The 21,546-nt window shown below is 65.0% G+C and carries 24 protein-coding genes; 18 read left to right on the forward strand and 6 right to left on the reverse strand.

Features of this window, described 5'->3' with window-relative positions; genetic code table 11:
* Window positions 1-33: 33 nt before the first annotated feature.
* Complete coding sequence (locus tag L1080_RS28425) at window positions 34-333, reverse strand: hypothetical protein (RefSeq protein ID WP_159923092.1); 300 nt, start codon at window positions 331-333, stop codon at window positions 34-36.
* Window positions 334-492: 159 nt separating this feature from the next.
* Here L1080_RS28425 and L1080_RS28430 point away from each other — a divergent pair, with 159 nt between their 5' ends.
* From L1080_RS28430 to L1080_RS28440, 3 genes are all read left to right on the forward strand, one after another.
* Window positions 493-945: a nitroreductase family deazaflavin-dependent oxidoreductase gene (locus L1080_RS28430; RefSeq protein ID WP_250767278.1), complete on the forward strand. Its 453-nt coding sequence runs from the start codon at window positions 493-495 to the stop codon at window positions 943-945.
* 42 nt (window positions 946-987) lie between these two features.
* Window positions 988-3,003 (forward strand): APC family permease, encoded by a 2,016-nt coding sequence (locus L1080_RS28435; protein WP_250767282.1) that lies wholly within the window; start codon window positions 988-990, stop codon window positions 3,001-3,003.
* 112 nt (window positions 3,004-3,115) lie between these two features.
* On the forward strand, window positions 3,116-3,544 hold the full coding sequence (locus L1080_RS28440; protein ID WP_250767285.1) for a hypothetical protein: 429 nt from the start codon (window positions 3,116-3,118) through the stop codon (window positions 3,542-3,544).
* Here L1080_RS28440 and L1080_RS28445 read toward each other — a convergent pair.
* Window positions 3,514-4,737: a L,D-transpeptidase gene (locus L1080_RS28445; RefSeq protein WP_250767289.1), complete on the reverse strand. Its 1,224-nt coding sequence runs from the start codon at window positions 4,735-4,737 to the stop codon at window positions 3,514-3,516. The two genes, L1080_RS28440 and L1080_RS28445, sit on opposite strands and share 31 nt — an antisense overlap.
* A gap of 111 nt (window positions 4,738-4,848) precedes the next feature.
* Here L1080_RS28445 and L1080_RS28450 point away from each other — a divergent pair, with 111 nt between their 5' ends.
* The 6 genes from L1080_RS28450 (at window position 4,849) to hadA (ending at window position 10,892) form a co-directional block, all read left to right on the forward strand.
* Window positions 4,849-5,604, forward strand: coding sequence for an IclR family transcriptional regulator (locus L1080_RS28450; RefSeq protein ID WP_250767292.1), 756 nt, complete (start codon window positions 4,849-4,851; stop codon window positions 5,602-5,604).
* 101 nt (window positions 5,605-5,705) lie between these two features.
* Window positions 5,706-6,680, forward strand: a complete 975-nt coding sequence (locus L1080_RS28455; protein ID WP_250767295.1) for a PDR/VanB family oxidoreductase — start codon at window positions 5,706-5,708, stop codon at window positions 6,678-6,680.
* A gap of 28 nt (window positions 6,681-6,708) precedes the next feature.
* Window positions 6,709-7,914 carry a cytochrome P450 gene (locus L1080_RS28460; protein WP_250767863.1) on the forward strand — a complete coding sequence of 402 codons (1,206 nt, stop codon included), beginning with the start codon at window positions 6,709-6,711 and terminating at the stop codon, window positions 7,912-7,914.
* A gap of 25 nt (window positions 7,915-7,939) precedes the next feature.
* Window positions 7,940-9,292 carry an MFS transporter gene (locus tag L1080_RS28465; protein WP_250767299.1) on the forward strand — a complete coding sequence of 451 codons (1,353 nt, stop codon included), beginning with the start codon at window positions 7,940-7,942 and terminating at the stop codon, window positions 9,290-9,292.
* Window positions 9,293-9,498: 206 nt separating this feature from the next.
* Window positions 9,499-10,362 carry a cyclopropane mycolic acid synthase family methyltransferase gene (locus tag L1080_RS28470; protein WP_159923109.1) on the forward strand — a complete coding sequence of 288 codons (864 nt, stop codon included), beginning with the start codon at window positions 9,499-9,501 and terminating at the stop codon, window positions 10,360-10,362.
* Window positions 10,359-10,892, forward strand: coding sequence for a (3R)-hydroxyacyl-ACP dehydratase subunit HadA (hadA, locus tag L1080_RS28475; RefSeq protein ID WP_250767303.1), 534 nt, complete (start codon window positions 10,359-10,361; stop codon window positions 10,890-10,892). Before L1080_RS28470 ends, hadA begins: the two co-directional genes overlap by 4 nt.
* Before the next feature lie 32 nt (window positions 10,893-10,924).
* On the opposite strand, the gene L1080_RS28480 is transcribed toward hadA, so the two are convergent.
* Window positions 10,925-11,872: a helix-turn-helix transcriptional regulator gene (locus L1080_RS28480; protein ID WP_250767306.1), complete on the reverse strand. Its 948-nt coding sequence runs from the start codon at window positions 11,870-11,872 to the stop codon at window positions 10,925-10,927.
* A gap of 89 nt (window positions 11,873-11,961) precedes the next feature.
* On the opposite strand from L1080_RS28480, the gene L1080_RS28485 reads away from it, so the two are divergent.
* From L1080_RS28485 to L1080_RS28520, 8 genes are all read left to right on the forward strand, one after another.
* Entirely contained in the window at window positions 11,962-12,378 is a 417-nt protein-coding gene (locus L1080_RS28485; RefSeq protein ID WP_250767310.1) for a VOC family protein, read from the forward strand.
* A gap of 1 nt (window position 12,379) precedes the next feature.
* Window positions 12,380-12,946: a YdeI/OmpD-associated family protein gene (locus L1080_RS28490; protein WP_250767313.1), complete on the forward strand. Its 567-nt coding sequence runs from the start codon at window positions 12,380-12,382 to the stop codon at window positions 12,944-12,946.
* Between the two features lie 107 nt (window positions 12,947-13,053).
* The gene (locus L1080_RS28495; protein WP_250767316.1) at window positions 13,054-14,025 is read left to right on the forward strand and encodes a YihY/virulence factor BrkB family protein; all 972 of its coding nucleotides are present in this window, start codon (window positions 13,054-13,056) and stop codon (window positions 14,023-14,025) included.
* A gap of 19 nt (window positions 14,026-14,044) precedes the next feature.
* On the forward strand, window positions 14,045-14,692 hold the full coding sequence (locus L1080_RS28500; RefSeq protein WP_250767320.1) for a class I SAM-dependent methyltransferase: 648 nt from the start codon (window positions 14,045-14,047) through the stop codon (window positions 14,690-14,692).
* A 114-nt stretch (window positions 14,693-14,806) separates the two neighbouring features.
* Window positions 14,807-17,152: an FHA domain-containing protein gene (locus tag L1080_RS28505; RefSeq protein WP_250767866.1), complete on the forward strand. Its 2,346-nt coding sequence runs from the start codon at window positions 14,807-14,809 to the stop codon at window positions 17,150-17,152.
* A 123-nt stretch (window positions 17,153-17,275) separates the two neighbouring features.
* Complete coding sequence (locus L1080_RS28510; protein ID WP_159923121.1) at window positions 17,276-17,473, forward strand: hypothetical protein; 198 nt, start codon at window positions 17,276-17,278, stop codon at window positions 17,471-17,473.
* A gap of 64 nt (window positions 17,474-17,537) precedes the next feature.
* Complete coding sequence (gene pip / locus L1080_RS28515) at window positions 17,538-18,485, forward strand: prolyl aminopeptidase (protein WP_250767323.1); 948 nt, start codon at window positions 17,538-17,540, stop codon at window positions 18,483-18,485.
* 90 nt (window positions 18,486-18,575) lie between these two features.
* On the forward strand, window positions 18,576-19,067 hold the full coding sequence (locus tag L1080_RS28520; RefSeq protein ID WP_284707533.1) for a hypothetical protein: 492 nt from the start codon (window positions 18,576-18,578) through the stop codon (window positions 19,065-19,067).
* Window positions 19,068-19,338: 271 nt separating this feature from the next.
* On the opposite strand, the gene L1080_RS28525 is transcribed toward L1080_RS28520, so the two are convergent.
* The 3 genes from L1080_RS28525 to L1080_RS28535 form a co-directional block, all read right to left on the reverse strand.
* Complete coding sequence (locus L1080_RS28525; protein WP_109334366.1) at window positions 19,339-19,893, reverse strand: YceI family protein; 555 nt, start codon at window positions 19,891-19,893, stop codon at window positions 19,339-19,341.
* Between the two features lie 109 nt (window positions 19,894-20,002).
* A complete protein-coding gene (locus L1080_RS28530) occupies window positions 20,003-20,356 on the reverse strand; it encodes a GNAT family N-acetyltransferase (protein WP_159923129.1) in 354 nt (117 codons plus the stop codon).
* Between the two features lie 73 nt (window positions 20,357-20,429).
* Window positions 20,430-20,891, reverse strand: a complete 462-nt coding sequence (locus L1080_RS28535; RefSeq protein WP_159923131.1) for a MarR family winged helix-turn-helix transcriptional regulator — start codon at window positions 20,889-20,891, stop codon at window positions 20,430-20,432.
* A 133-nt stretch (window positions 20,892-21,024) separates the two neighbouring features.
* On the opposite strand from L1080_RS28535, the gene L1080_RS28540 reads away from it, so the two are divergent.
* Window positions 21,025-21,534, forward strand: coding sequence for a VOC family protein (locus L1080_RS28540; protein ID WP_159923133.1), 510 nt, complete (start codon window positions 21,025-21,027; stop codon window positions 21,532-21,534).
* The last annotated feature ends 12 nt before the right edge of the window (window positions 21,535-21,546 follow it).

Here is a 21,546-nt window from a genome sequence, read left to right on the forward strand (position 1 = left end):
GCACGCCGTAGCGGGCGAAGAATGGGCGACGAGTCAGCTGTCTCGCCGAACGGAGAGGACGCGTGCCGGTCGGTTCTCGCGGTAGGCGTCGCCTCGGAGGACGAGTGGAGCGGGGGCGATGTCCGATGCGCTGTGCAGACGTGTACTGCCGTCGGCCGACCGATCGGCTGCAGCGGGGGTGATGTCACCTCGGACGGCCCGCGCCATGGTGGTGGCCTCGCCGATGGCGAACGCGATGGGAATGGCAACGACAACGGATGCGACGGCAGCGGCTGCGTCGAAGGCGAGGCGCGTTACTTCGAGTGCACCGTTGATTGTGTCGCGCATGCCCATGAAAGCTTCCTTCGCTATCGATCGTGGTGAAGCACACGACCTCGCCGGGAATTGCATTGCGCCGTGCAGGTTACGATTGATCTTGCACTACTTGCGAGTACCAAACCGTGCAGTTTTCTTTCCACCCACGCGGTACATCATCAGTGGAGGCCGAACGACATGGAACACTCGCCCGACACCGTGAAGCCCCCGTGGTACCTGCCCTGGGTCAACAAGGTGATCATCGGTCTGCATCACCTGGGGATCGCTATGCCGATGCCGACGCTCACCGTTTCCGGGCGAAAGAGCGGTAAGCCGCGGTCGACGCCGGTGTCACCCTACGAGGTAGACGGCTCGAGGTACGTGGTCGCCGGATATGCCCGATCGGATTGGGCAAGAAATGCGGAGGTGGCAGGCCGTGGAACGTTGACTCGTGGCCGTCACAGCGAGCAGGTGCGGCTCGTGGCCCTGCCGGTGTCCGAGCGGGGGCCGATCCTGCGGGAGTTCCCGGCAAAAATGCCTCACGGCGTCTCGATGTTCTTGAAGGCCGGAACGGTCGAGAATGCGTCGCCGGAAGCGTTCGAAGCCGCCGCGCCCCGGTGTGCCGTCTTCCGGATCGAGCCACTCGGCTAGAAGAGCCACCGGAACCGTGTGCCGAGGACGTACGCTTCGGCAGTGTCCAAAGCTGTACACGCGGCTCGGCGGCTGGTCCTCGGCCGTGCGTTGCGCAGCGAACGCCTCGGCGAGCAGTCGCTGTCCAAGCGGCTGGCGCTGCCGATCTTCGCGTCCGATCCACTGTCGTCCGTGGCGTATGCGACCCAGGAAATTCTGCTGATCCTGTCGCTCGGTGGGCTTGCGTACCTTTACCTCACGCCGTACCTGGGTGCAGCGGTGGTGGTGCTCCTCGCGGTGGTTGTGCTCTCCTACCGGCAGGTTGTCTTCGCCTACCCCAGCGGCGGTGGATCCTACGAGGTCGCCAACCGCAACCTGGGACCGTCGGCCGGCCTTACCGTGGCCAGCGCCCTGCTCGTCGACTATGTGATGACGGTGGCGGTGTCGGTGGCAGCGGGGGTCGACAACCTCATCTCCGCTGCCCCGTCCCTGAACGAGCATCGAGTGGCGTTGGCGGCGGGCTTCGTGGTCCTGCTGACCGCGATCAATCTGCGCGGGGTCCGCGAGTCGGGCAAGGCGTTCGCTGTACCAACCTACGGTTTCATCGCCGGCGTCGTCGTGCTCATCGTCACCGGGCTGATCCGGGCGGCGTTCGGAAATCCGCCCGTCGCGGAGAGCGCCGCCTACACGATCACTGCCGAACACTCGGGACTCACCGGCCTCGCACTGATCTTCTTCGCCCTGCGCGCCTTCTCCTCCGGCTGTACGGCGTTGACGGGGGTCGAGGCGATCTCCAACGGGGTGCCTGCGTTCCGCAAGCCCAAGAGCGCCAACGCCGCGAAAACTCTCGTCGCAATGGGAGCCACCGCGATCGTGATGTTCTCCGGTGTCACCGCACTGGCCATCATCAGCAGGGTCCGAATCGCGGAGAACACCTGCGACCTCATCGGGTTCGCCGGAGATTGTGCGACCGATCCGCAGCGGACAGTGATTGCTCAGATCGCCGCCGCGGTGTTCGGCGGAAGCACCAATGTGGGGTTCTTCTATATTCAGGCAGCCACCGTGCTCATCCTCATCCTGGCTGCGAACACTGCCTACAACGGGTTTCCGCTGCTTGCCTCGATACTGGCCCGCGACCGCTACCTGCCCCGCCAGCTCAATACTCGTGGCGACCGGCTCGCGTTCAGCAACGGCATCATCCTGCTGGCGCTCGCGGCCGGCACCCTGATCGTCATCTTCGACGCCTCGGTTACCCACCTGATCCAGCTGTACATCCTCGGGGTGTTCACTTCCTTCACCCTCAGTCAGGCCGGGATGGTCCGGCACTGGAACCGCCTCCTGCGCACCACACCGGATCGCGCCGAGCGGCACAGGATCCACCTGCGACGTGCCGTCAACGGAATCGGCTGTGTGCTCACAGGGCTGGTGCTGATCATCGTCACCGTCACGAAGTTCACCCAGGGCGCTTACCTGGTAGTCATCGCGATGCCGATCCTTTTCGCTCTGATGAAGGGCATCCGCCGGCATTACGATCGTGTGTCGGCCGCGCTCGTCCTCGAGGAGGACAGTTTCGATCTGCCGTCCGAGGTGCATGCCATTGTCTTGATCTCGCAACTACACAAACCTGCTGCTCGCGCCCTCGCCTACGCCCGCGCAACTCAGCCCTCGATCATCGAGGCTGTGACCGTGCAGAGCGAGGACACGCCCCGCCTACAGAAGGAATGGTCCAAGCACGACCTTCCGGTGCCGCTCAAGGTGCTGGCTTCCCCTTACCGCGAAGTCACCCGCCCGATCATCAACTACATCAAGACGATACGTCGCGACAGCCCGCGGAAGGTGATCACCATTTACATTCCCGAATACGTCGTCGGGCACTGGTGGGAAAACCTTCTGCACAATCAGAGCGCACTACGCCTCAAGGGCAGACTGCTGTACACGCCCGGTGTGATGGTGACCAGCATCCCCTGGTTGCTGGACTCCGCCCAACGCATCCGCGACCCGGCACCGCTCCCCGCGCCTGGCGACATCCGCCGCGGCGCTCTTCCCGGGAAGTCATCACCGCCCGACACCCGGAAGTGAGCGATCTTTCTGCCGGTCAGCGTGTTCACCGAAACAGGAGTGGGGTACTCAGGGAAAGTCCTATTCGGATCGATCAGCGACATGAGGATTGTCGCGAAACTTGGTGAATGTCATGAACATCGTTCACAACACCGTTCGGGTGGTTGCCGGAGCCGGTGACGCCGCGACGGCCACTCTCGGTGCGATCGGTGGCGCCGCGATCGGTAGCGTCGTCGGCACTGTCAAGGGGGCCGGGGAGGGGGCAGTCGAGGGCGCTCGTCGCGGCAGCCATTCCACTCCAGCAGCCGTCATGACGATGGGGGCGGTCGCGCTGACCGGCGTGGTGGAGTGGCCTCTCGTTGCGGCGGCCGGCGGCACCGCCCTGTTACTGCACCAACTGAAGCCCGGCCAAGGAAAAACTGAGGCGCCGGCGGAGCCCGACACTGCAGGTACCACGACTTCGGAGAGCCCGAAAACGGCGACGGAGGCGCCGGCAGCCGGCGGCGCTGCACGAACTGCCACGTCGAAGCGTCAGCGCAGCGCACTGCCCGCCAGCCACTGATCCCAGGGCACGCTCCAGTCACCGTTCTGCCATTGCTCGAGGGGAGCGCCGCCGGTGTTGCGAACCTCGACGATGTCGCCGGGGCGGGAGAAGTCGTAGAACCAGCGGGCGTTCTCGGGGCTGAGGTTCAGGCATCCGTGCGAGACGTTGGTGTTGCCCTGAGCCCAGATGGTGTCCGCGAGTTCGTGGAGGTAGATGCCGTCGGTGCTGATGCGGGTTGCGAAGTTGATCGACTCCTTGTACCCGAGGCGGGAGTTCACCGGGAGCCCATAGGTGGAGGAATCCATCACCACCGGGTTGGCCTTGTCGATCACGGTGTAGATGCCCGGCTGGGTCCAGAACGTCAGGGTCTGGCCGCCGACGACTTCACTTCCGCCCATGCCCATCGACGTCGGCATGGTGCGGACCACCTCGCCGTTGTCGGTGACGGTGATCTGCTTGGTGGTGTCGTCGGCCACGGAAATGTGGGCGTCCCCGATGGTGAAGGAGGTGGTCGCGTCCTCCTGACCGAACAGACCCTCACCGAGAGGTTTCCCGTAGACATTCGCGCGGACGGTGACCTTCGTGCCGGGTTCGTAATAGTTCTGCGGGCGCCAGTGCACATTCTGATCGTCGGCCCAATACCAGGAGCCCGACACCGGCGGCGTCGTTTCGACGCTCAGTGCCCGTTCGGCGGCTGCGCGGTCGGTGATCGGCTCGTCGAAATGGGTGACGATCACGATGCCGACGCCGAAGGTGCCGCCGTCGGTGAGGAGGTTGCCCCCGGTCGTCAGGAACGAGGGTTTGGTCTGATTGCCGGGCCGCACGGTAGTGAAAGTGCTCGTTCGATCGCTACGGGCGCCGTCATCGCCGACTGCGGTGATCATCAGGGTGTAGGTCTTTCCGTAGCCGAGGGGTACGCCCGGCTTCCACGACACGCGGTCGGGGGTGAAGATGCCGTCGATGACCCGGCCCTCGTCGTTGGTCATCGTGACCGACTCGAGAGTGCCGCCGGTGGTGTCGACCGACACCGGATCGAGCGGTTTGACCGCGGCCACCCCGTCGGCCGGGACCACGGTGATCTGCGGCCCTACCGACGGTTGCGCGCTGGTGGGCGCGGACGGTGCGGAGGTGGAGCCGCAGGCGGTGAGGAACGCGGTGCACAGCACCAGAGTCAGAAGTGCGGCCAGACAGTGGGAACGGTGATTGCGCATGACGGCGGCCCCCTCGATCCGTGTGGGTTGTGCGGACTAAACCTATCTCGCCGCTCTGCCGTGCGTGGTGCAGTTTCCTCCGCGGGATTCTTCTCGGTGCACACTGGTGACATGGCGCGTGTGCACACCGGTGAGTCGGTTCTGGCCCGGGCGGTGCGGATCGTGGAGTCGTTCCACTCGGATGATTCCCTGCTGACGGTGTCGGAGATAGCTCGCAGATCGGGCTTGCACCTGTCCACCACCTCGCGGTTGATCGACGAGCTGGTCGGGTGCGGCTGGCTCGAGCGGGAGAATCGCCGTGTGCGGATCGGGGTGCGGCTGTGGGAGGTGGCATCCCGGGCATCGCCGACTCTCGGACTGAGGGAGGCGGCGATGCCTTTCATGGAAGACCTTCACTCGGTGGTCGGACAACACACACAGCTGGGAGTGCTCGAGGGCGACGAAGTGCTCTTCATTGAGCGACTCAGTGCGCCCGGTGCCGCGGTCAACTACACCCGCATCGCCGGTCGCATGCCCCTGCATGCGTCGTCGTCGGGCCTGGTTCTGCTCGCGCACGGGCCGGCCGAACTACAGGAGCGGATTCTGCGCGAGCCGTTGAAGGTCTTCACCGACAGGACGATCCGCACCGAGCGCCAGTTGCGAACCGCACTGGCCGATGTGCGCAAGCATGGCTACATCCTGTGTGCGGGTCACATCTACCCCAACACAACTGGGGTCGCGGTTCCTATCCGAGACCCGTCCGGTCGGGTTCTTGCCGCGCTGTCGGTCGTCGTGCCCAACGAGATGGCCTACGCGCAGATCCCGGCCCTCAAGGCGGCGGCACGGGGAATCTCGCGGGTGATGGCAGACACCGTTCACGCACCGTAGTGACCCGGCTTACAGATTTACTTTCAACTATTGAAAGTGGTGTGGTGCCGATATCCGGCTGTCGATGATCCTCGACGGACAGCCAGATCGAGGAGTGCCAGATGCCGGAAAATGTGATCGCCCCCAGTGCCGCGGTGGACGCGACCCTGCAAGTCGTCGCGAAGGAGGACGTAGCGCAAGACGTTGTCGCGCTGACGCTGCGGCACCCGGCGGGCCGACGGTTGCCGGACTGGGCACCGGGCGCCCACATCGATGTCATGCTGCCCTCGGGTGCGACCCGCCAGTACTCGTTGTGCGGCGACCGATGGGACGCCTACACCTATCGGGTGGGGGTACTGCGCGAGCAGGACGGACGAGGAGGGTCGGCCTTCATCCACGATCGGCTCGCAGTGGGTGATCTCGTCGGTACCGGCGGTCCCCGCAACAACTTCCGGCTGGTTCCCGCGCCGAGGTACCTGTTCATCGCCGGCGGAATCGGTATCACGCCGCTCATCCCGATGATCCACCAGGCGGACCTTCTGGGGATCGACTGGCAGCTGCTCTACGGTGGACGTACCCGTGGGTCGATGGCGTTCCTCGCGGAACTCGAGTCCTACGGTGAGCGGGTCGTCGTCGCACCCCACGACGAGGTAGGTCGTCTCGACCTTCCGTCCTGGATCGGCGCGCTGTCCGGCACCGATGCGAAAGTCTACGTCTGCGGGCCGTCGTCTCTCCTCGCAGCCACCGAATCACTCTGCGCCGGTTGGCCTGCCGGGAAGTTGCGCACGGAACGGTTCGTGCCCGAGCAACGTGGCGCACCGGTTCGGGACGAAGCCTTCGAGGTGGAACTGGCCCGTTCCGGCTCGGTGGTCACGGTGACACCGGGTGCCAGTGTGCTCGATGCCGTGCAGGCAACCGGCGTCAACGTTCTGTCCTCCTGCCGCGAGGGCACCTGCGGAACCTGTGAGACCACCGTCCTCGCGGGCGAACCCGATCATCGCGATTCCATCCTCGATGACGAAGAGCGGTCCGCCGCCGACTGCATGTTCATCTGCGTGTCCCGGTCCTGCTCCGACCGCCTCGTGCTCGACCTCTGACTACCAGCGAAGGACTTTTACCGTGACGATGTTCGCCCCTGCCCCCACCCTCCCCGTCAGCGACGCCGACCCGTTCGCCCTGGGTGTCCTGGAAGATCCGTTGCCGTTTCAAGCGCAGCTGCGTGATGCCGGCCCCGTCGTCTACCTGAGTCGGTACGACGTGTTCGCGATGGGGCGCTACGAACAGGTCCACACCGCACTGACCGACTGGCAGTCGTTCCAGTCTGCCGCCGGTGTCGGGTTGACCAACTTCCGGTACGAGCAGCCGTGGCGGCCACCGAGCCTTCTGCTCGAAGCGGATCCCCCGCATCACGACGCACCACGGGCCGTGCTGAGCAAGATTCTCGGACCCCGCGCACTGCAGAAACTGCGCGCAGCGTGGTTCGCCGACGCGGAAGTGCTCGTCGACCGGCTACTCGAGTCCACAGAGTTCGATGCGGTCACCGATCTGGCCGCTGCGTTCCCGCTCCGAGTCTTTCCCGACGCGGTGGGACTTCCAGAGGAGGGCCGCGACAACTTGCTGCCCTACGGGGACCACGCGTTCAATGCGTTCGGTCCCGTCAACAGTTTGGTGGAGCGGGGTGCACCCCGAGTGGCCGAACTGTCGGCCTGGGTCGCTGACCGATGCCGCCGCGAGGTACTCGCCGACGACGGGTTCGGAGCGCAGATCTGGGCGGCTGCCGATCGCGGTGACATCACGTACGAGCAGGCACCGCTCGTGGTTCGCTCCCTCTTGACGGCGGGCGTCGACACCACGGTCAACGGGCTCGCCGCCGTCCTCTACGCGTTCGCGCGTCACCCCGACCAGTGGGCGCTGCTGCGGCAGAACGCCGCTCTGGCGCGCACCGCTTTCGACGAGGCGGTGCGGTGGGAGTCACCGGTCCAGACGTTCTTCCGCACGGCCACTGGCGACATCGACATTGCGGGCACCGTCGTCCCGGACGGCAAGAAGATCCTGATGTTCCTCGGCGCCGCCAACCGGGACCCTCGCCGATGGGACAACCCGGACGCCTTCGATCTCACCCGAAACCCCTCCGGTCACGTCGGATTCGGAATGGGCATTCATCAATGTGTCGGTCAGCACGTGGCAAGGCTCGAATCCGAGGCGCTGTTGACAGCGCTGGCGTCCCGGGTGGAGTCGATCGACATCGTGGGCCCGGTTCGGCGCCACCTCAACAACACGTTGCGTTCCTGGAAGTCCTTGCCGGTACGCGTCACGACCGTGCAGCGCTGAGCTGCCGAGAAAAGGGAGAGATCAGATGACGTTCGACTTGCGTGAGCGTATCGACGGGAGTCCGATGACGCGGTACCAGTGGGGAGCGGTCGCGATCTGCGTGTTACTCAACGTCCTCGACGGCTTCGATGTGCTGGTAATGGCATTCACAGCGCAGTCGGTGTCGAAGGAATGGGCACTGTCAGGTTCTGTCCTCGGCCTCCTGCTCAGTGCCGGGTTGTTCGGTATGGCGGCGGGGTCGCTGTTCCTCGCGCCCTGGGCGGACACCATCGGCAGGCGGGCGATGATCCTGCTGTGCCTGGTGCTGGCGTCCACTGGCATGTTGCTGTCCGCGATCAGTCAGAGCGCGATGCAACTCGGGCTGCTGCGCGCACTGACCGGCATCGGCATCGGCGGAATCTTGGCCAGCAGCAACGTGATCGCGAGTGAGTACGCCTCGACGCGGTGGCGCGGTCTGGCGGTGAGCCTCAACTCGACCGGTTACGCCATCGGTGCCACCCTCGGCGGCATCATCGCGGTGGTCCTGCAGACGTCCTACGGATGGCGGTCGGTGTTCCTGTTCGGTGGATTGTGTACTGCTGCCATCATTCCCGTCGTCTACCTGCGGTTGCCCGAATCGATCGACTTCCTCCTCGAACGCCGCCCGGCCAGGGCCCTCGAGCGCATCAACGCCTTCGCCGCGAAGGTCGGTCAGGACAGTCTGACCGTGTTGCCGGCTCCCAGGGTCAAAGACGCCGCCGAGGGCGGATCGAAGATGCGGGCGTTGCTCGCACCGCAGCAGCGTCGCAACACCCTGCTGGTGTGGTCGGCGTTCTTCATGGCGATGTTCGGGTTCTACTTCGTCACCAGTTGGACCCCCAAGCTCCTGGTCGAGGCCGGTATGTCGGCGAATCAGGGCGTGACCGGCGGCGTGCTCCTCAACCTCGGGGGCATCTTCGGCGCCACTCTGCTCGGGGCGTTGTCGGCCCGGTTCGCACTGAAGCGGGTACTGACCGGCTACATGCTCGTCGCGGGTGTGCTGCTCACCGTGTTCGTGCCGACCACTGCGACCATCGTGCTCGCCTTCGCCCTCGGTGCCCTCATCGGCGTGTTCGTCAACGGGTGTATCGCCGGCCTGTACGCCATCACACCCTCGGTGTACGCCCCCGCGGTCCGAGCCACGGGCGTCGGGTGGGGTATCGGTATCGGCCGGATCGGAGCGATCGCGTCACCCATCGTTGCGGGGGCCCTGCTCGATCTGCACTGGTCCCCGGCTCAGCTCTACGTACTCGTCGCCGTGTCCTTCGGTCTCGCCGCGTTGGCGGTCTCGCGCCTGCGCGTGGAGCGCGCCGAGGTACACACCACCGCCACCACGGAGGTATCGCTGACCACACACTGAGTCAGCGGCGCGGGAGCGGAGTGCCCAACGCACATTTTCATGGAGTTCCGGTCGCGGGCCGAGCACGCAGTGGGTATCTTGAGATCAGCCGGACGGTGGCGTCGTCTCCGAGGGGTCGACGTCATCGCTCCAGTGAAGGTTCGTGAGCTAAGCAGCCAGCTCGACGTTGGTGCATTCTGCACTGATCACGAGAGGTGGGTCGCGCAGTGGACAAGCTGACCCCGTTCTACGCCGATGTGCAATCCCATTACGACCTCTCCGACGAGTTCTTCGCTCTGTTCCTCGATCCCACTCGTACCTACAGCTGTGCGTATTTCGAACGTGATGAGATGAGTCTCGAAGAGGCGCAGATCGCCAAAGTCGACCTCGCGTTGGGTAAATGTGATCTGCGACCGGGTATGACGCTGCTGGACGTGGGGTGTGGCTGGGGGTCCACCATGCTGCGGGCGATCGACCGGTACCAGGTGAACGTCATCGGGTTGACGTTGAGCCGTAACCAGTTCGAGCACGTGAACGAGGAATTCTCGCGGCTGCCCCTCGGTGATCTCGCGGCGGAGGTGCGCCTCGAGGGCTGGGAAGATTTCGACGAGCCGGTAGACCGGATCGTCAGTATCGGTGCTTTCGAACACTTTCGGCGTGAACGCTACGACACCTTCTTCCAGCGATGCCGGAAGATACTGCCCGAAGATGGTCGAATGTTGCTGCACACCATCACTCAGATCAACCGCCACCGCATCCGAGAGCTGGGCTTGCCTATCAATCGGGAGGTTCTACTCTTCGGACAGTTCATTCAGCACGAAATCTTCCCGGGGGGTCAACTGCCGGAACCGGAATGGGTGGTGGCAGGTGCGGAGAAGGCCGGATTTCGGGTGGAGCGGATACAGCCGCTGCAGCAGCATTACGCGCGGACGCTCGATTCGTGGGCCACCGCCCTGGCCGAGCACCGCGAGGAGGCGATCAGGGCCGCCTCGCAGCAGACCTATGACACCTACATGAAGTACCTGAGCGGTTGCGCGAATTACTTCCGCGACGGCTACATCGACGTCATGCAGTTCAGCCTCGCCTTATGACAGCCGAATTGACTGTGAGCGACCAGGTTGCGGCACTGGTCGGGCACACCTATCGAATGCCGGGTTACTACGAGGTCGGGCGCGAGAAGATCCGCGAGTTCGCCGGTGCAGTGCACGACGATCACCCGGCGCACCACCTCGAGGAGGGTGCCGCGGAACTCGGCTATCGAACGTTGATCGCGCCGATCACGTTCACGTCGATTCTGGGTTCCATTGTCCAGCAGCATCTTTTCACCGAATTCGTGACGGTATACGATTTGAGTCAGGTTCTGCACACCGACCAGCGCATCGTGGTACACAGACCTGTTCGGGTGGGAGACCAGCTTTACTGCGAGTCGACTCTCGAGTCGTTCCGGGAGTCGCACGGACAAGATGTCCTGGTGTTTCGAAACGAGATCACCGGTGGTGACGGCGGCGCCGTGCAGACATCCTGGACGACGATGACCGCCCGTAGCGGCGGTGTGATCGACGAGGCACTCGCCGGCGTCGTCGCCGATGTCACTCGCCGCCGTGCGCCGCGAAGGCACTGACGTCGGCCCCGACCCAGTCGTCCGGGGAATGATCAACCCGGACCATAGCGGCCGACGAGTTCACCGCCGATCCGTGCGAGTTCGGATTGCACCGATGATGGGTCCAGAACCTCGACCATGACACCCCACCCGGCGAGGTTGCGGGCGATATCCAGCGGGGTGGGTGCGGCGAGGCGAACGCGGACGCGGCCGTCGTCGAGCTCGGCGTCGGTGTGGCAGTGGCGGCCGAAGTGGTCGCGGAGTATGGGCACGAACCGCGCTTCGATGAGAACGGTGGCCCACGTGCGTGACCGCTTCTCCTCCATCTGCCCGACGATCCGCTCCCACGCGGTGGCGAGGGCAAAGTCGTCGGGCCGCTCGGCCGGGTGGTCGGTGGGCTCGCTGGCAACGATGCGGTCGACGCGGAAGGTGCGCTGCCCCTTGTCGGTTCCGGCGAGCAGGTACCAGGTGTCATCTTTGTCGACCAGCCCCCACGGGTCGACGAGCCGCTCGGATTGCTGTCGGGCGCTGTTGTTGTACGTCAGTCGTACCTTGCGTCGGCGGATCACGGCATCTTGCAGAAGGTTGACCATCTCGGGTCGGCGGCGGTCCCGCTCACCCCACCGGGTCGAGTCGATCATCGTGGCGCTGGCAGCGGCCTCAGCATCGGCCCGGAAGGTCTGCGGAAGGGCTCGCACGAGTTTGCGCATCGCCGCTTTCGCCTCGTCCGAGACAGCCGCGGCCGGACCCACCAGCAGAAACAGGGCCTGCGCCTCAGTTGCCGACAGGCCGCTGAGATCGGTGCGCGCGCCGCCGACGAGTGACCAACCACCTCCGCGGCCGGGTTGCGGATAGACCGGGATGCCCGCCACCGACAGGGCCTCGAGGTCGCGGCGTGCAGTGGCGACGGACACTTCGAGTTCCTCGGCGAGCTCGGCGGCGGTCACGCGGCCACGCGACTGCATGAGTAGAAGGGTGGCGACGAGGCGGTCTGCGCGCATAGGTGAAGTCTCCTCCAGAAAGTGCTCACTTGGTGAGCACTTTGGGGCGGAAGATGGTTCTTGTCACTCACCGATGGAAGGAACCACACATGTTGCGAGGACTCACCACTGTCAACTTCTTCGCGGACGACCTCTCGGCTGCACGGGACTGGTACACCGAACTGCTCGGCATCGAGCCGTACTTCGTGCGCGAGATGCAGGGAGCGCCCGCGTATATCGAATTCCGGATCGGCGACTACCAGCACGAGTTGGGCATCATCGACCGTCGATTCGCGGCGGAGAGCCGGACAGGTGAGGCAGGGGCGGGAATCACCTACTGGGCGGTGGACGACGTCGAGGCCGCCTTCGAACGGTTGCTGTCCCTGGGCGCCGCCGTGCATGCCAAGCCGGTCGAGCGCGGACCCGGATTCGTCACCGCTTCCGTCGTCGACCCGTTCGGCAACGTCCTCGGCGTGATGTACAACCAGCACTACCTCGACGTCCTCGGATCCCGGACAGGAGCCTGAGGTGAGCACCGTGTCCGCGAGTACGTCCGCCGAGTGGCGGGACTGGCTCGCACAGAACTGTCGGTCCGAGAAGGAAGTGTGGCTCGTCCTTCACCACAAGGACAGTGGCACCGCGAGCGTGCGCTACGCGGAGGCGATCGAGCAGGCGCTGTGCTTCGGCTGGATCGACGGTGTGCACCGCAAGCACGATGCGCACAGTTCGCGGCTGCGATTCACTCCGCGCACCGAGCGGAGTTCCTGGAGCCGGGTGAATCGTGAGCGCGCGGCCAGGATGATCGAGCTCGGTCTGATGACCGAGCAAGGTCAGGCGATGATCGACCTGGCCATGGCCAAGGGAACGTGGCAGGTGCTGCCGGACGACGAGAGTGTCCCGGACGACCTGCGCACATTGCTCGATCGAAATAATGACGCATGCAACAACTTCGAAGCCTTTCCGCCGTCGTCGCGGCGGCTGATCCTGGAGTGGATCGCGAAGGCGAAGAGACCGGACACCCGGCAGCGTCGGATAGAGCGAACGGTCGCGCTCGCCGAGGTGAATGTCCGCGCCAACCATCCGGGAACACGGTGATCGTGCCGCTCGGCGAGGATCGGCGGAATCCCTGGAGCTGACTGGTGTCCGAGCGCAGCATGCTTCTTACCTGCGCCTTCCGCCGCCTGCCAGGGCAAGATGAGGACATGAGCATTGCGAGGCGGTTGGACGCCCTTCAGCGTCGTCACCCGGCGCTGGGATTCCCGATCGCCGTGCTGTACAAGTTTCTCGACGATCAGGGCGTCTATCTCGCCGCATTGATCGCGTACTACGGCTTCATCTCGCTTTTCCCGTTGTTGCTCCTGCTGTCCACGGTTCTCGGTTTCGTTCTCGCCGGCAATCCGGGCCTGCAGCAGGACATCATCGACTCGGCGCTGCGCCAGTTCCCGGCCATCGGGACCGATCTCGCGACCCAGGACCGGATCGGTGGTGGGTGGGCCGGTCTGGTGATCGGTGTGGTCGGTGCCCTGTACGGAGGTCTCGGCGTCGCGTTGGCGTGCCAGAACGCGATGAACACCGCGTGGTCGGTGCCGCGCCATCAACGGCCCGACCCGATCCGCGCCCGCGGTCAGGGTTTGCTGCTCCTCGGCACGATCGGTCTGGCTGTCCTCGGCACCGCCGCGATCTCCGGCATCGGTGCCGCCGCACATCTCGACGGACCCCTCAGCGTGCTTCTGGTCGTCGCCACGCTGATCCTGAATTCCGGGATCTTCATTCTCGCCTTCCGGCTCACCACCGCACGGCCGTTGTCCAACGCAGAAGTCGTTCCCGGGGCGGTGGCCGCGGCCGTGCTGTGGCAGATGCTGCAAACGTTCGGTGCCTTCTATGTCAGCAGCGTGGTACGCACCGCCTCGGTCACGAACGGTGTATTCGCCATCGTTCTGGGACTGTTGGCGTTTCTGTTCCTCGCCGGGGTCACGGTCGTGCTGTGCGTCGAGATCAATGTGGTGAGGGTGGACAATCTGCATCCGCGCGCCCTGCTCGCGCCGTTCACCGACAAGGTCGATCTCATCGAAGGGGACAAGCGCACCTTCAGCGACCAGGCGCAGGCGCAACGTGCCGTCGCCCACGAAGACATCCAGGTCACGTTCGACGACAGGCGCGCCGACCGCAGCTGACGAGGTGAGAAGTAGAACAATGACAGGTGACGGAAATCCCTTCATAGACCGCCGCCCCACCAGCCACGAACGGCTGACGGGGATGCCCTGGGATGCGTCGTACCACGACGGCCCTGCGCCGTGGGATATCGGCCGGGCGCAGCCGGCAATAGTGCGCCTCGCATCCATTGGCGGATTCACCGGAGCGGTGCTCGATGTGGGCTGTGGGAGCGGCGAGAACGCACTGCACCTCGCATCGCTCGGGTTGTCGGTTCTGGGGGTGGACGTGGCCGAGACGGCCCTGGTGCTCGCCCGAGAAAAAGCCGACGATCGCGGACTCGCGGTCGACTTCGCTGTGGCGGACGCGTTCGAGCTGGAACGTGTGGGGCGCATGTTCGAGACGGTGCTCGACTGCGGACTGTTTCACACCTTCGACGACGACGAGCGGCGCGGATACGTGGCGAGTCTGGCGTCGGTGACCGAGCATCAGGGAACACTGTATGTGTTGTGCTTCAGCGATGATGGTCCGGAAACCGGCCCGCACCCCGTCAGTCGCGACGAGCTGAGAGCGGCCTTCGACTCCGGGACCGGATGGAATATCGACACCATCGAGCCGGACCGGATACTGACTAGATTCCACGACGACGACGGCGCACCGGCGTGGCTGGCGACAATCACGCGGATCTGAACGGCCGGACCGGCCGGTTCTGGTGATCGCTTCGTCCGCGAGCGACCGCGGCTGCGTGAGACGATGGACGAGTCGACATCCGGACGCCGGACGACGCTGACGGAGGCCTTGGCTATGGACGACGCGGCGGACACCGGGAGCCCGCGGGTGGTGGTCGAGACCGAGCACGCCCGCGTGAGCTACGACGCGGGGAAAACCGTTCGCATCGGCCGTGACCCACAGATGGAAGTTACGGTGATCGATCCGGCGGTGTCGCGGGAGCATGCGCGCCTGAGCTGGGACGACGGCTGGCAACTCGTCGACGCGGGCAGCAAGAACGGGTTCTTCGTCGACGGTAAGCGCAGGGATAGGCTCCGCGTCTCCGATCCCGTCACCGTCCGCCTCGGCAATGCGTCCGACGGACCCGTGGTGCGCATCTTCGTCGAGGATCCGGAGGCGACGCAGCAGGCGGTCGGCCCGCGATGGAACGAGTCGACGGTCGAAGTCGGGGCCCCGCGTGACGACGCGGTCCCGACCCGTCCTCAGGATCAATTGGTACCCGCCGGATCCGTCACGGTGGGTCGAGCGCCGGACAGTGACCTGGTCGTCCGCGACGTACTCGCCTCACGTAGGCACGCTGTCCTCCATACCCGGAAATCCGGACTGGAGATCGAGGACCTCGGGAGCGTCAACGGAACGTTCGTCGGCGGTGCCCGGGTAACCCGCGCCCGGCTGAACGACGGCGATGTCGTCACGATCGGCAACACCGATTTCAGCGTGGAGGGCGATCGGCTCGTTCCGCGGCGAACGACGGCACCGGCCGTGAGCGGACTGCACGTGCACGGCGTGGGACTCACCATCGAGGGCGGGCGTCGACTGCTCGAAGAAGTGGATCTCATTGCAGGGAGGGGCACGCTCACCGCGGTGATCGGCCCGTCGGGTGCGGGCAAGACCACGATGGCCACCATTCTCTCCGGCTCACTGACCCCGACCGAAGGTGTGGTCGACTTCGAGGGCCGAAGCGTCCACGCCAACTATCAAGTCCTGCGGTCCCGCATCGGGTTGGTCCCGCAGGACGACGTCGTGCACCGGCAATTGACGATTCGGCAGGCGCTGGGTTACGCCGCCGAGCTGCGGCTGCCACCGGACACGACGCGGGCGGACCGCGAGGACGTGATCGCGTCGGTTCTGGCCGAGCTGCAACTCACCGAGCACGCGGACACGCGGGTCGATCGCCTGTCGGGCGGTCAACGTAAACGCGCATCTGTGGCGCTGGAGTTGCTCACCGGGCCGTCCCTCCTCATCCTCGACGAACCGACCTCGGGCCTCGACCCGGCGCTGGACCGGCAGATCATGGGCACGTTGCGCCGCCTCGCCGACTCGGGCCGCGTCGTCGTCATCGTCACGCATTCGCTCTCGTACCTCGAGATGTGCGATCAGGTTCTCCTCCTCGCACCGGGCGGGAAGACCGCCTACGTGGGTCCGCCGGACGAGGTCGGGTCGATGCTGGGCAGCTCCGACTGGGCCGATGTCTTCGCCCGGGTCGCGGCCGAGCCCGACAAGGTGTTCGCCGAGTACCGCGCCCGCCGCACCTCGGTCGACGTGGGTCCACCGCCGCCGCCCGGACCGTTGGGGAGCCCCGCGCACACCTCGAGGTGGAGGCAGTGGAGCACCGTGTCGCGAAGGCAGATTCGGCTGATTCGCGCCGACAGGGGATACCTGATCTTCCTGTCCTTCCTGCCTTTCGTCCTCGGCGGGTTGTCCGTGCTCGTGCCCGGCGACACCGGATTCGGTCCGGCGCCACCCGAGTCGAGCGAGTTGAACCAAATCCTGGTCGTTCTGATTCTCGGCGCGACTTTCATGGGTTGCTCGCTGACCATCCGCGACCTCGTCGGTGAGCGCTTGATCTACCACCGCGAACGCGCCGCCGGACTGCTCCCATCCGCATACCTGACGGCGAAGATCGTGGTGTTCTGCGCCGCGGGGGTCGTGCAGTCGGTGGTGATGGTGACGGTGGTGTTCGTCGGCAAAGGGCTGCCCGGTTCGGGGACGGTCATCCCCTCGGGCGCCCTCGAACTGATCGTGGACATCGCCGTCACTACCTGCGCCTGCGTGGTGCTCGGTATGGCGTTGTCGTCGGTGGCGCGCTCGAACGAGCAGGTGATGCCCATGCTCGTCATCGCGATCATGGTGCAGCTGGTGATGTGCGGCGGCATGATCACCATCACCGGCCGCGCCGTGCTCGACCAGTTGTCGTGGCTGTTCCCGTCCCGCTGGGGCTTCGCCGCCGCCGCCTCGACGGCGGATCTGCGCACGAACTCCCCTGGCACGGAGGACGACCCGCTCTGGCAACACAATCCGTCGTGGTGGCTGTTCAGCATCGGCATGCTGGTGCTCATCGGTGTCGTCCTCGCAGTCGTCGCCTACAGCAGGCTTCGCCTCCGCCGCCCGCGTCGCCGATCGACGACCGCTTCATCTTGACGAACGGCGTGGCTGGCACTGTTCCGTATCTAATCCCTCCCGCGGAGCCGAGCGAGTTCGGTCGGTCGTTTCACAGCGCGGGCGGGGGTACGCGAATGGCACGGAAGAATGTGAGGAGGAACTGTGACAGATCGACCCGACGAACCCAACCTCGACGACGTGATCGATCCCACCGAGCAAGCTCCACGGGATCGACGTGAACACGGCAAGTCCCCAGACCGCCTCAATGATGACTATCTGGAGCACCGCACCGAGCAAGAAAGGATTGCCGCTGGAATCGATGACTACGATCCGGATCAGGTACCACCTGCCGCCGAATGAGCGATCGAACTGCCCGCGGCAATGAACGCCCGGCCCATTCGGGAAGCGCGTATTTTCGGAATCCATGGTTGCGCTGTATCCAGCTGTCGAACCCTACGACTCCGGGTTCCTGGAGGTCTCCGACGGTCAGGTCCTGTATTGGGAGACGGTCGGTAATCCTGCGGGAACTCCGGTGGTCTATCTGCACGGCGGCCCCGGCTCTGGTTGCACACTCGGAATACGCCGGTTCTTCGACCACAATGCGTTTCGGGCGGTGCTGTTCGACCAACGGGGATGCGGCCGTAGCCGGCCACTGGCGGATGATCCGGGCGTCGACCTCTCGACGAACACGACGGCGCACCTGATCGAAGACATCGAACGACTGCGGGAATACCTCCGAATCGACAGATGGGTCGTGTCGGGTGCCTCGTGGGGCGTCACGCTCGCGTTGGCCTACGCGCAGCGTCATCCCGATCGTGTGATCGGCATGGCGTTGGGTGCAATCACCACGGGCACCCGCGAAGAGGTCGAGTGGATCACCCGCGACATGCGAAGGGTGTTCCCGCGCGAGTGGGAACGGTTCGTCGAACCTGTGCCGGACGGCAAACGCGGGGGCAACCTTGCTGCCGCATACGCACGCCTGCTCGCTCATCCCGACCCAGCCGTTCGTGAGAACGCCGCACTGCGGTGGTGCGAGTGGGAGGACACCCACGTTTCCCTGGCACCGGGGTGGACACCGAACCCCCGATACCACGACCCTGCGTTCCGTATGGTGTTCGCACGCTTGGTCACTCACTACTGGGGTCGAGATCATTTCCTCGCAGACAACCAGCTACGCGAGGGAATGGACCGGTTGACGGGCATCCCCGCGGTACTCGTCCACGGCCGACACGACGTATCCGGTCCGCTGGACACGGCGTGGGAGCTCTCTCGCCTCTGGAAGAGCAGTCGACTCGTCGTCGTCGACGATGCCGGCCACGGTGGTGGCAGCTTCACCGACCAACTCATCGCTGCCATCGACTCTTTTGGTTGACGTGGTTGAACCCTTGGGGAACCAGCGTGGTTGACAAGGTTGACGGGAGGGTGGGCGGTGACGTCGCTGGTGGAGCAGGAGAAGCGGCTGATGGAGGAGCTGTCGCAGCGGGTGCACCGTACGTTCGCTGCGGCCGCTGCGGCTGGGGTGTCTACTGATGTGTTCGCGGATGTGCAGGCGATCGCAGATGCGATGTCGGCTGCGCTCCCTATTCACCATGTCTATGACCAGGTCTTGGGCCCGTTCTACGATACCGCCGGCCTGACTCGGTGGTGGAGTGTCAGTCGTCAGGCGGTGAGCAAGAAGGTCGCGACCGGGGCGGTGATCGCCTGCCAACTAGAGGAGGGCCAATGGGTGTACCCGGTGTGGCAGTTCACCAGCAGCGGCACTGTCGACCCGGCGCCAGTGCAGGTGTGGCGTGCTCTGCGTGCTGGGGCGGACCCGTGGACATGTGCGCTATGGCTGCGGGCACCACAGGACGCGTTCGGTGGTAAGACCGCGGTGGATTGGTTGACCGAGGGTGGCCGGGTCGACCCGGTGCTGGCGGCGGCTCGCGCGGATGTGCAGCGGTGGGCGGTGTGAGGGAGGACGTTGCTCTGCGGGTGCCCGGAAAGCGCCCTGGCCCGTGGACCCCCGGCCGGACTCTTTCGTGGCGGCGGCGACACGTTGCGGTATTGCGGTACAGCCGCTTCCGCGGTCGGTTCGGGTCCTCTATCCGCCGACCTGACGATTCGGGGAACCGGCGTTCCGGGTTCCCGCCTCTTCAGCTCGACGCACGAATGTCGCAGCAGCCTAGAAACACTGGGCTACTGCGACATTCAGCGCGCTCCCGCTATGAGCGAGACGGGTGGTGTCAGGCCTGGAGGCCGGCTTCGATCTCGAGGCTGATGGTGATCTTGTCGCCGACGACGGCTCCGCCGCCTTCGAGGGGCATGTCGATGCTGATGCCGAAGTCTTTGCGGTTGAGGACGGTGGTGGCTTCGAAGCCGGCGACCGGGCCGTTGCCCATGCCGGGGTTGACGCCGTTGAATTCGAGCGCGAGCTCGACGGGGCGGGTGACGCCGCGGAGGGTGAAGTTGCCGTCGACCACGTAGTCGTCGCCCTTGGTGCGGATGCCGGTGGAGGTGAAGGTGGCGGTGGGGAACTGCTCTGCGTCGAAGAAGTCGGCCGACTTGATGTGGGCGTCGCGGTCGGCGTTCTTGGTGTCGATCGAGGCAACCTGGATCTCGGCGGTGACGGAGGCGGTGCCGTCCTCGGCGACGGTGATGGCGCCGGTGAAGTCGTTGAACGTGCCGCGGACCTTGCTGACCATCAGGTGGCGAACGGAGAAGCCGACGGTGGAGTGGACGGGGTCGATGGCCCAGGTTCCTGCGGTGAGGCCGGGCAGCGTGGTGATGGCGGTGGTCATGGTGAACTCCTCGAGAGTGGTCTACCGGGGCGGTGAAAAATCTGAAGTAGTTGAACTTGCAACTACAACAATAGGGGGATGTCGTTGCGATGTCAACTAAAACGTAAAACTACCGGGTCGACGAGCGAATGAACGCGAGGATTTCGGACGTCACCGGGTCGGTGATGTCCTCGAAGTCGTCGTGCTTCTTCAGATAGGCGGCCACCAATGGGCAGACCGCGACGATACGCAATCCCGAGCGGCGCACATCGTCGAGTGCATGGCGGACCAGGATGGAGCTGAGGCCGTGGCCGGAGAATGCGTCGTCGATTTCTGTATGGAAGAAGATGCGGCGACCGTCCTGGTCGCGGTATGCGGTGAACCCCACCCGTTGTCCCGAGACGCCGAGCTCGTAGCGGTGCCGATCGGGCACGTGCGTAACCGTGGTGTCGAGTGCGGGAGAGGTGTTGTCGGAGTGCGTCATTGATCGTCCTTCTTGCTCGGTGACACTGCGGGTGGGTGGGAATTCGGGAGTTCGGGTGGATGGAATCTGCCGTTCAGGTGTTCTCGAGCATGTGGGTGCGCATCTCGCTGTAGTCGTGGCCGAGGATCGCGACGTCCCGCGGGCTGAGCAGGTCGAACATGTTCCGGCGAACCTCGGCCACGTGTCCGGGGCTTGCGGCGGCGAGCTTGTCGGCGCCGGCATCCGTCAACTCCGCCATCATTCCGCGTTTGTCGTGCTTGCACTCCACGCGGCGTACCCAGCCGGCGTCGACGAGCCTGCTGATTGCCCGCGTCACCCCGCTGCGAGTCGTGGTGACGGCCTCTGCCAGTTCGCTCATCCGCAGTCGCCGCTCGGGGGCTTCCGAGAGGACGACGAGCAGTTCGAAATCTGTGAACGAGATGCCCGCATCACGGGTGAGTTGCCGATCGAGCGCTTGCAGGAGCAGGCGAGTGGCGTCGAGATAGGCACGCCACGTCTGTTGTTCCTGCGCGCTGAGCCACCGAGTTGTCTTCACATATCAACAATACCCCGAGTAGTTGACAGCGCAACTACTTGAGGTATTCTCAAAGTAGTTGAAGACGCAATCACCCCCTCGGCCGAAAGCTGACCGGCGTCCTCGTCGCCACCTCGCGAAAGGAAACACGGCTATGAACACCACACCCGAGCAGAAGAGCTCCGAGGGGTTCGCGGCGCAGCGCGACCGAATCCGTGCCGAGCACCTGAAGCCGGCATCGTCGCGGCCCGCGTCGTCGGCCCGCGGTCTCCATCACACCGCGTTGATCAGCGGGGACGTCGAGCGCACGGTGCGGTTCTATCAGGATGTGCTGGAGTTTCCGCTCACCGAGCTGATCGAGAATCGGGACTACCCCGGGTCGTCGCACTTCTTCTTCGACATCGGAAACGGCAACCTGCTGGCGTTCTTCGACTTCCCCGGACTCGACATCGGCCCCTATCAGGAGGTTCTCGGCGGCCTGCATCATGTCGCGATCAGCGTCGAACCCGAACGGTGGGAACACCTGCGCCGCAAGCTGACCGACGCCGGAGTCGAGCTGATCGAGCACAGCGAGGTCTCGCTGTACTTCCGCGACCCCGACGGTGCCCGCCTCGAACTCATCGCCGACCCGCTCGGGGAAATGTACGGGTCACACGTTCTCTGATCGAGAGCGCCA

The sequence above is a fragment of the Rhodococcus sp. MSC1_016 genome (genome assembly GCF_023667485.2).
Classification (GTDB): Bacteria; Actinomycetota; Actinomycetes; order Mycobacteriales; family Mycobacteriaceae; genus Rhodococcus_F; species Rhodococcus_F oxybenzonivorans.

Coding starts and splice junctions, on each gene's coding strand:
- L1080_RS28425 (WP_159923092.1), bottom strand. CDS start 333: ATGGGCATGCGCGACACAATCAACGGTGCACTCGAAGTAACGCGCCTC.
- L1080_RS28430 (WP_250767278.1), top strand. CDS start 493: ATGGAACACTCGCCCGACACCGTGAAGCCCCCGTGGTACCTGCCCTGG.
- L1080_RS28440 (WP_250767285.1), top strand. CDS start 3,116: ATGAACATCGTTCACAACACCGTTCGGGTGGTTGCCGGAGCCGGTGAC.
- L1080_RS28445 (WP_250767289.1), bottom strand. CDS start 4,737: ATGCGCAATCACCGTTCCCACTGTCTGGCCGCACTTCTGACTCTGGTG.
- L1080_RS28450 (WP_250767292.1), top strand. CDS start 4,849: ATGGCGCGTGTGCACACCGGTGAGTCGGTTCTGGCCCGGGCGGTGCGG.
- L1080_RS28455 (WP_250767295.1), top strand. CDS start 5,706: ATGCCGGAAAATGTGATCGCCCCCAGTGCCGCGGTGGACGCGACCCTG.
- L1080_RS28460 (WP_250767863.1), top strand. CDS start 6,709: ATGTTCGCCCCTGCCCCCACCCTCCCCGTCAGCGACGCCGACCCGTTC.
- L1080_RS28465 (WP_250767299.1), top strand. CDS start 7,940: ATGACGTTCGACTTGCGTGAGCGTATCGACGGGAGTCCGATGACGCGG.
- hadA (WP_250767303.1), top strand. CDS start 10,359: ATGACAGCCGAATTGACTGTGAGCGACCAGGTTGCGGCACTGGTCGGG.
- L1080_RS28480 (WP_250767306.1), bottom strand. CDS start 11,872: ATGCGCGCAGACCGCCTCGTCGCCACCCTTCTACTCATGCAGTCGCGT.
- L1080_RS28485 (WP_250767310.1), top strand. CDS start 11,962: ATGTTGCGAGGACTCACCACTGTCAACTTCTTCGCGGACGACCTCTCG.
- L1080_RS28495 (WP_250767316.1), top strand. CDS start 13,054: ATGAGCATTGCGAGGCGGTTGGACGCCCTTCAGCGTCGTCACCCGGCG.
- L1080_RS28500 (WP_250767320.1), top strand. CDS start 14,045: ATGACAGGTGACGGAAATCCCTTCATAGACCGCCGCCCCACCAGCCAC.
- L1080_RS28505 (WP_250767866.1), top strand. CDS start 14,807: ATGGACGACGCGGCGGACACCGGGAGCCCGCGGGTGGTGGTCGAGACC.
- pip (WP_250767323.1), top strand. CDS start 17,538: ATGGTTGCGCTGTATCCAGCTGTCGAACCCTACGACTCCGGGTTCCTG.
- L1080_RS28520 (WP_284707533.1), top strand. CDS start 18,576: ATGGAGGAGCTGTCGCAGCGGGTGCACCGTACGTTCGCTGCGGCCGCT.
- L1080_RS28525 (WP_109334366.1), bottom strand. CDS start 19,893: ATGACCACCGCCATCACCACGCTGCCCGGCCTCACCGCAGGAACCTGG.
- L1080_RS28530 (WP_159923129.1), bottom strand. CDS start 20,356: ATGACGCACTCCGACAACACCTCTCCCGCACTCGACACCACGGTTACG.
- L1080_RS28540 (WP_159923133.1), top strand. CDS start 21,025: ATGAACACCACACCCGAGCAGAAGAGCTCCGAGGGGTTCGCGGCGCAG.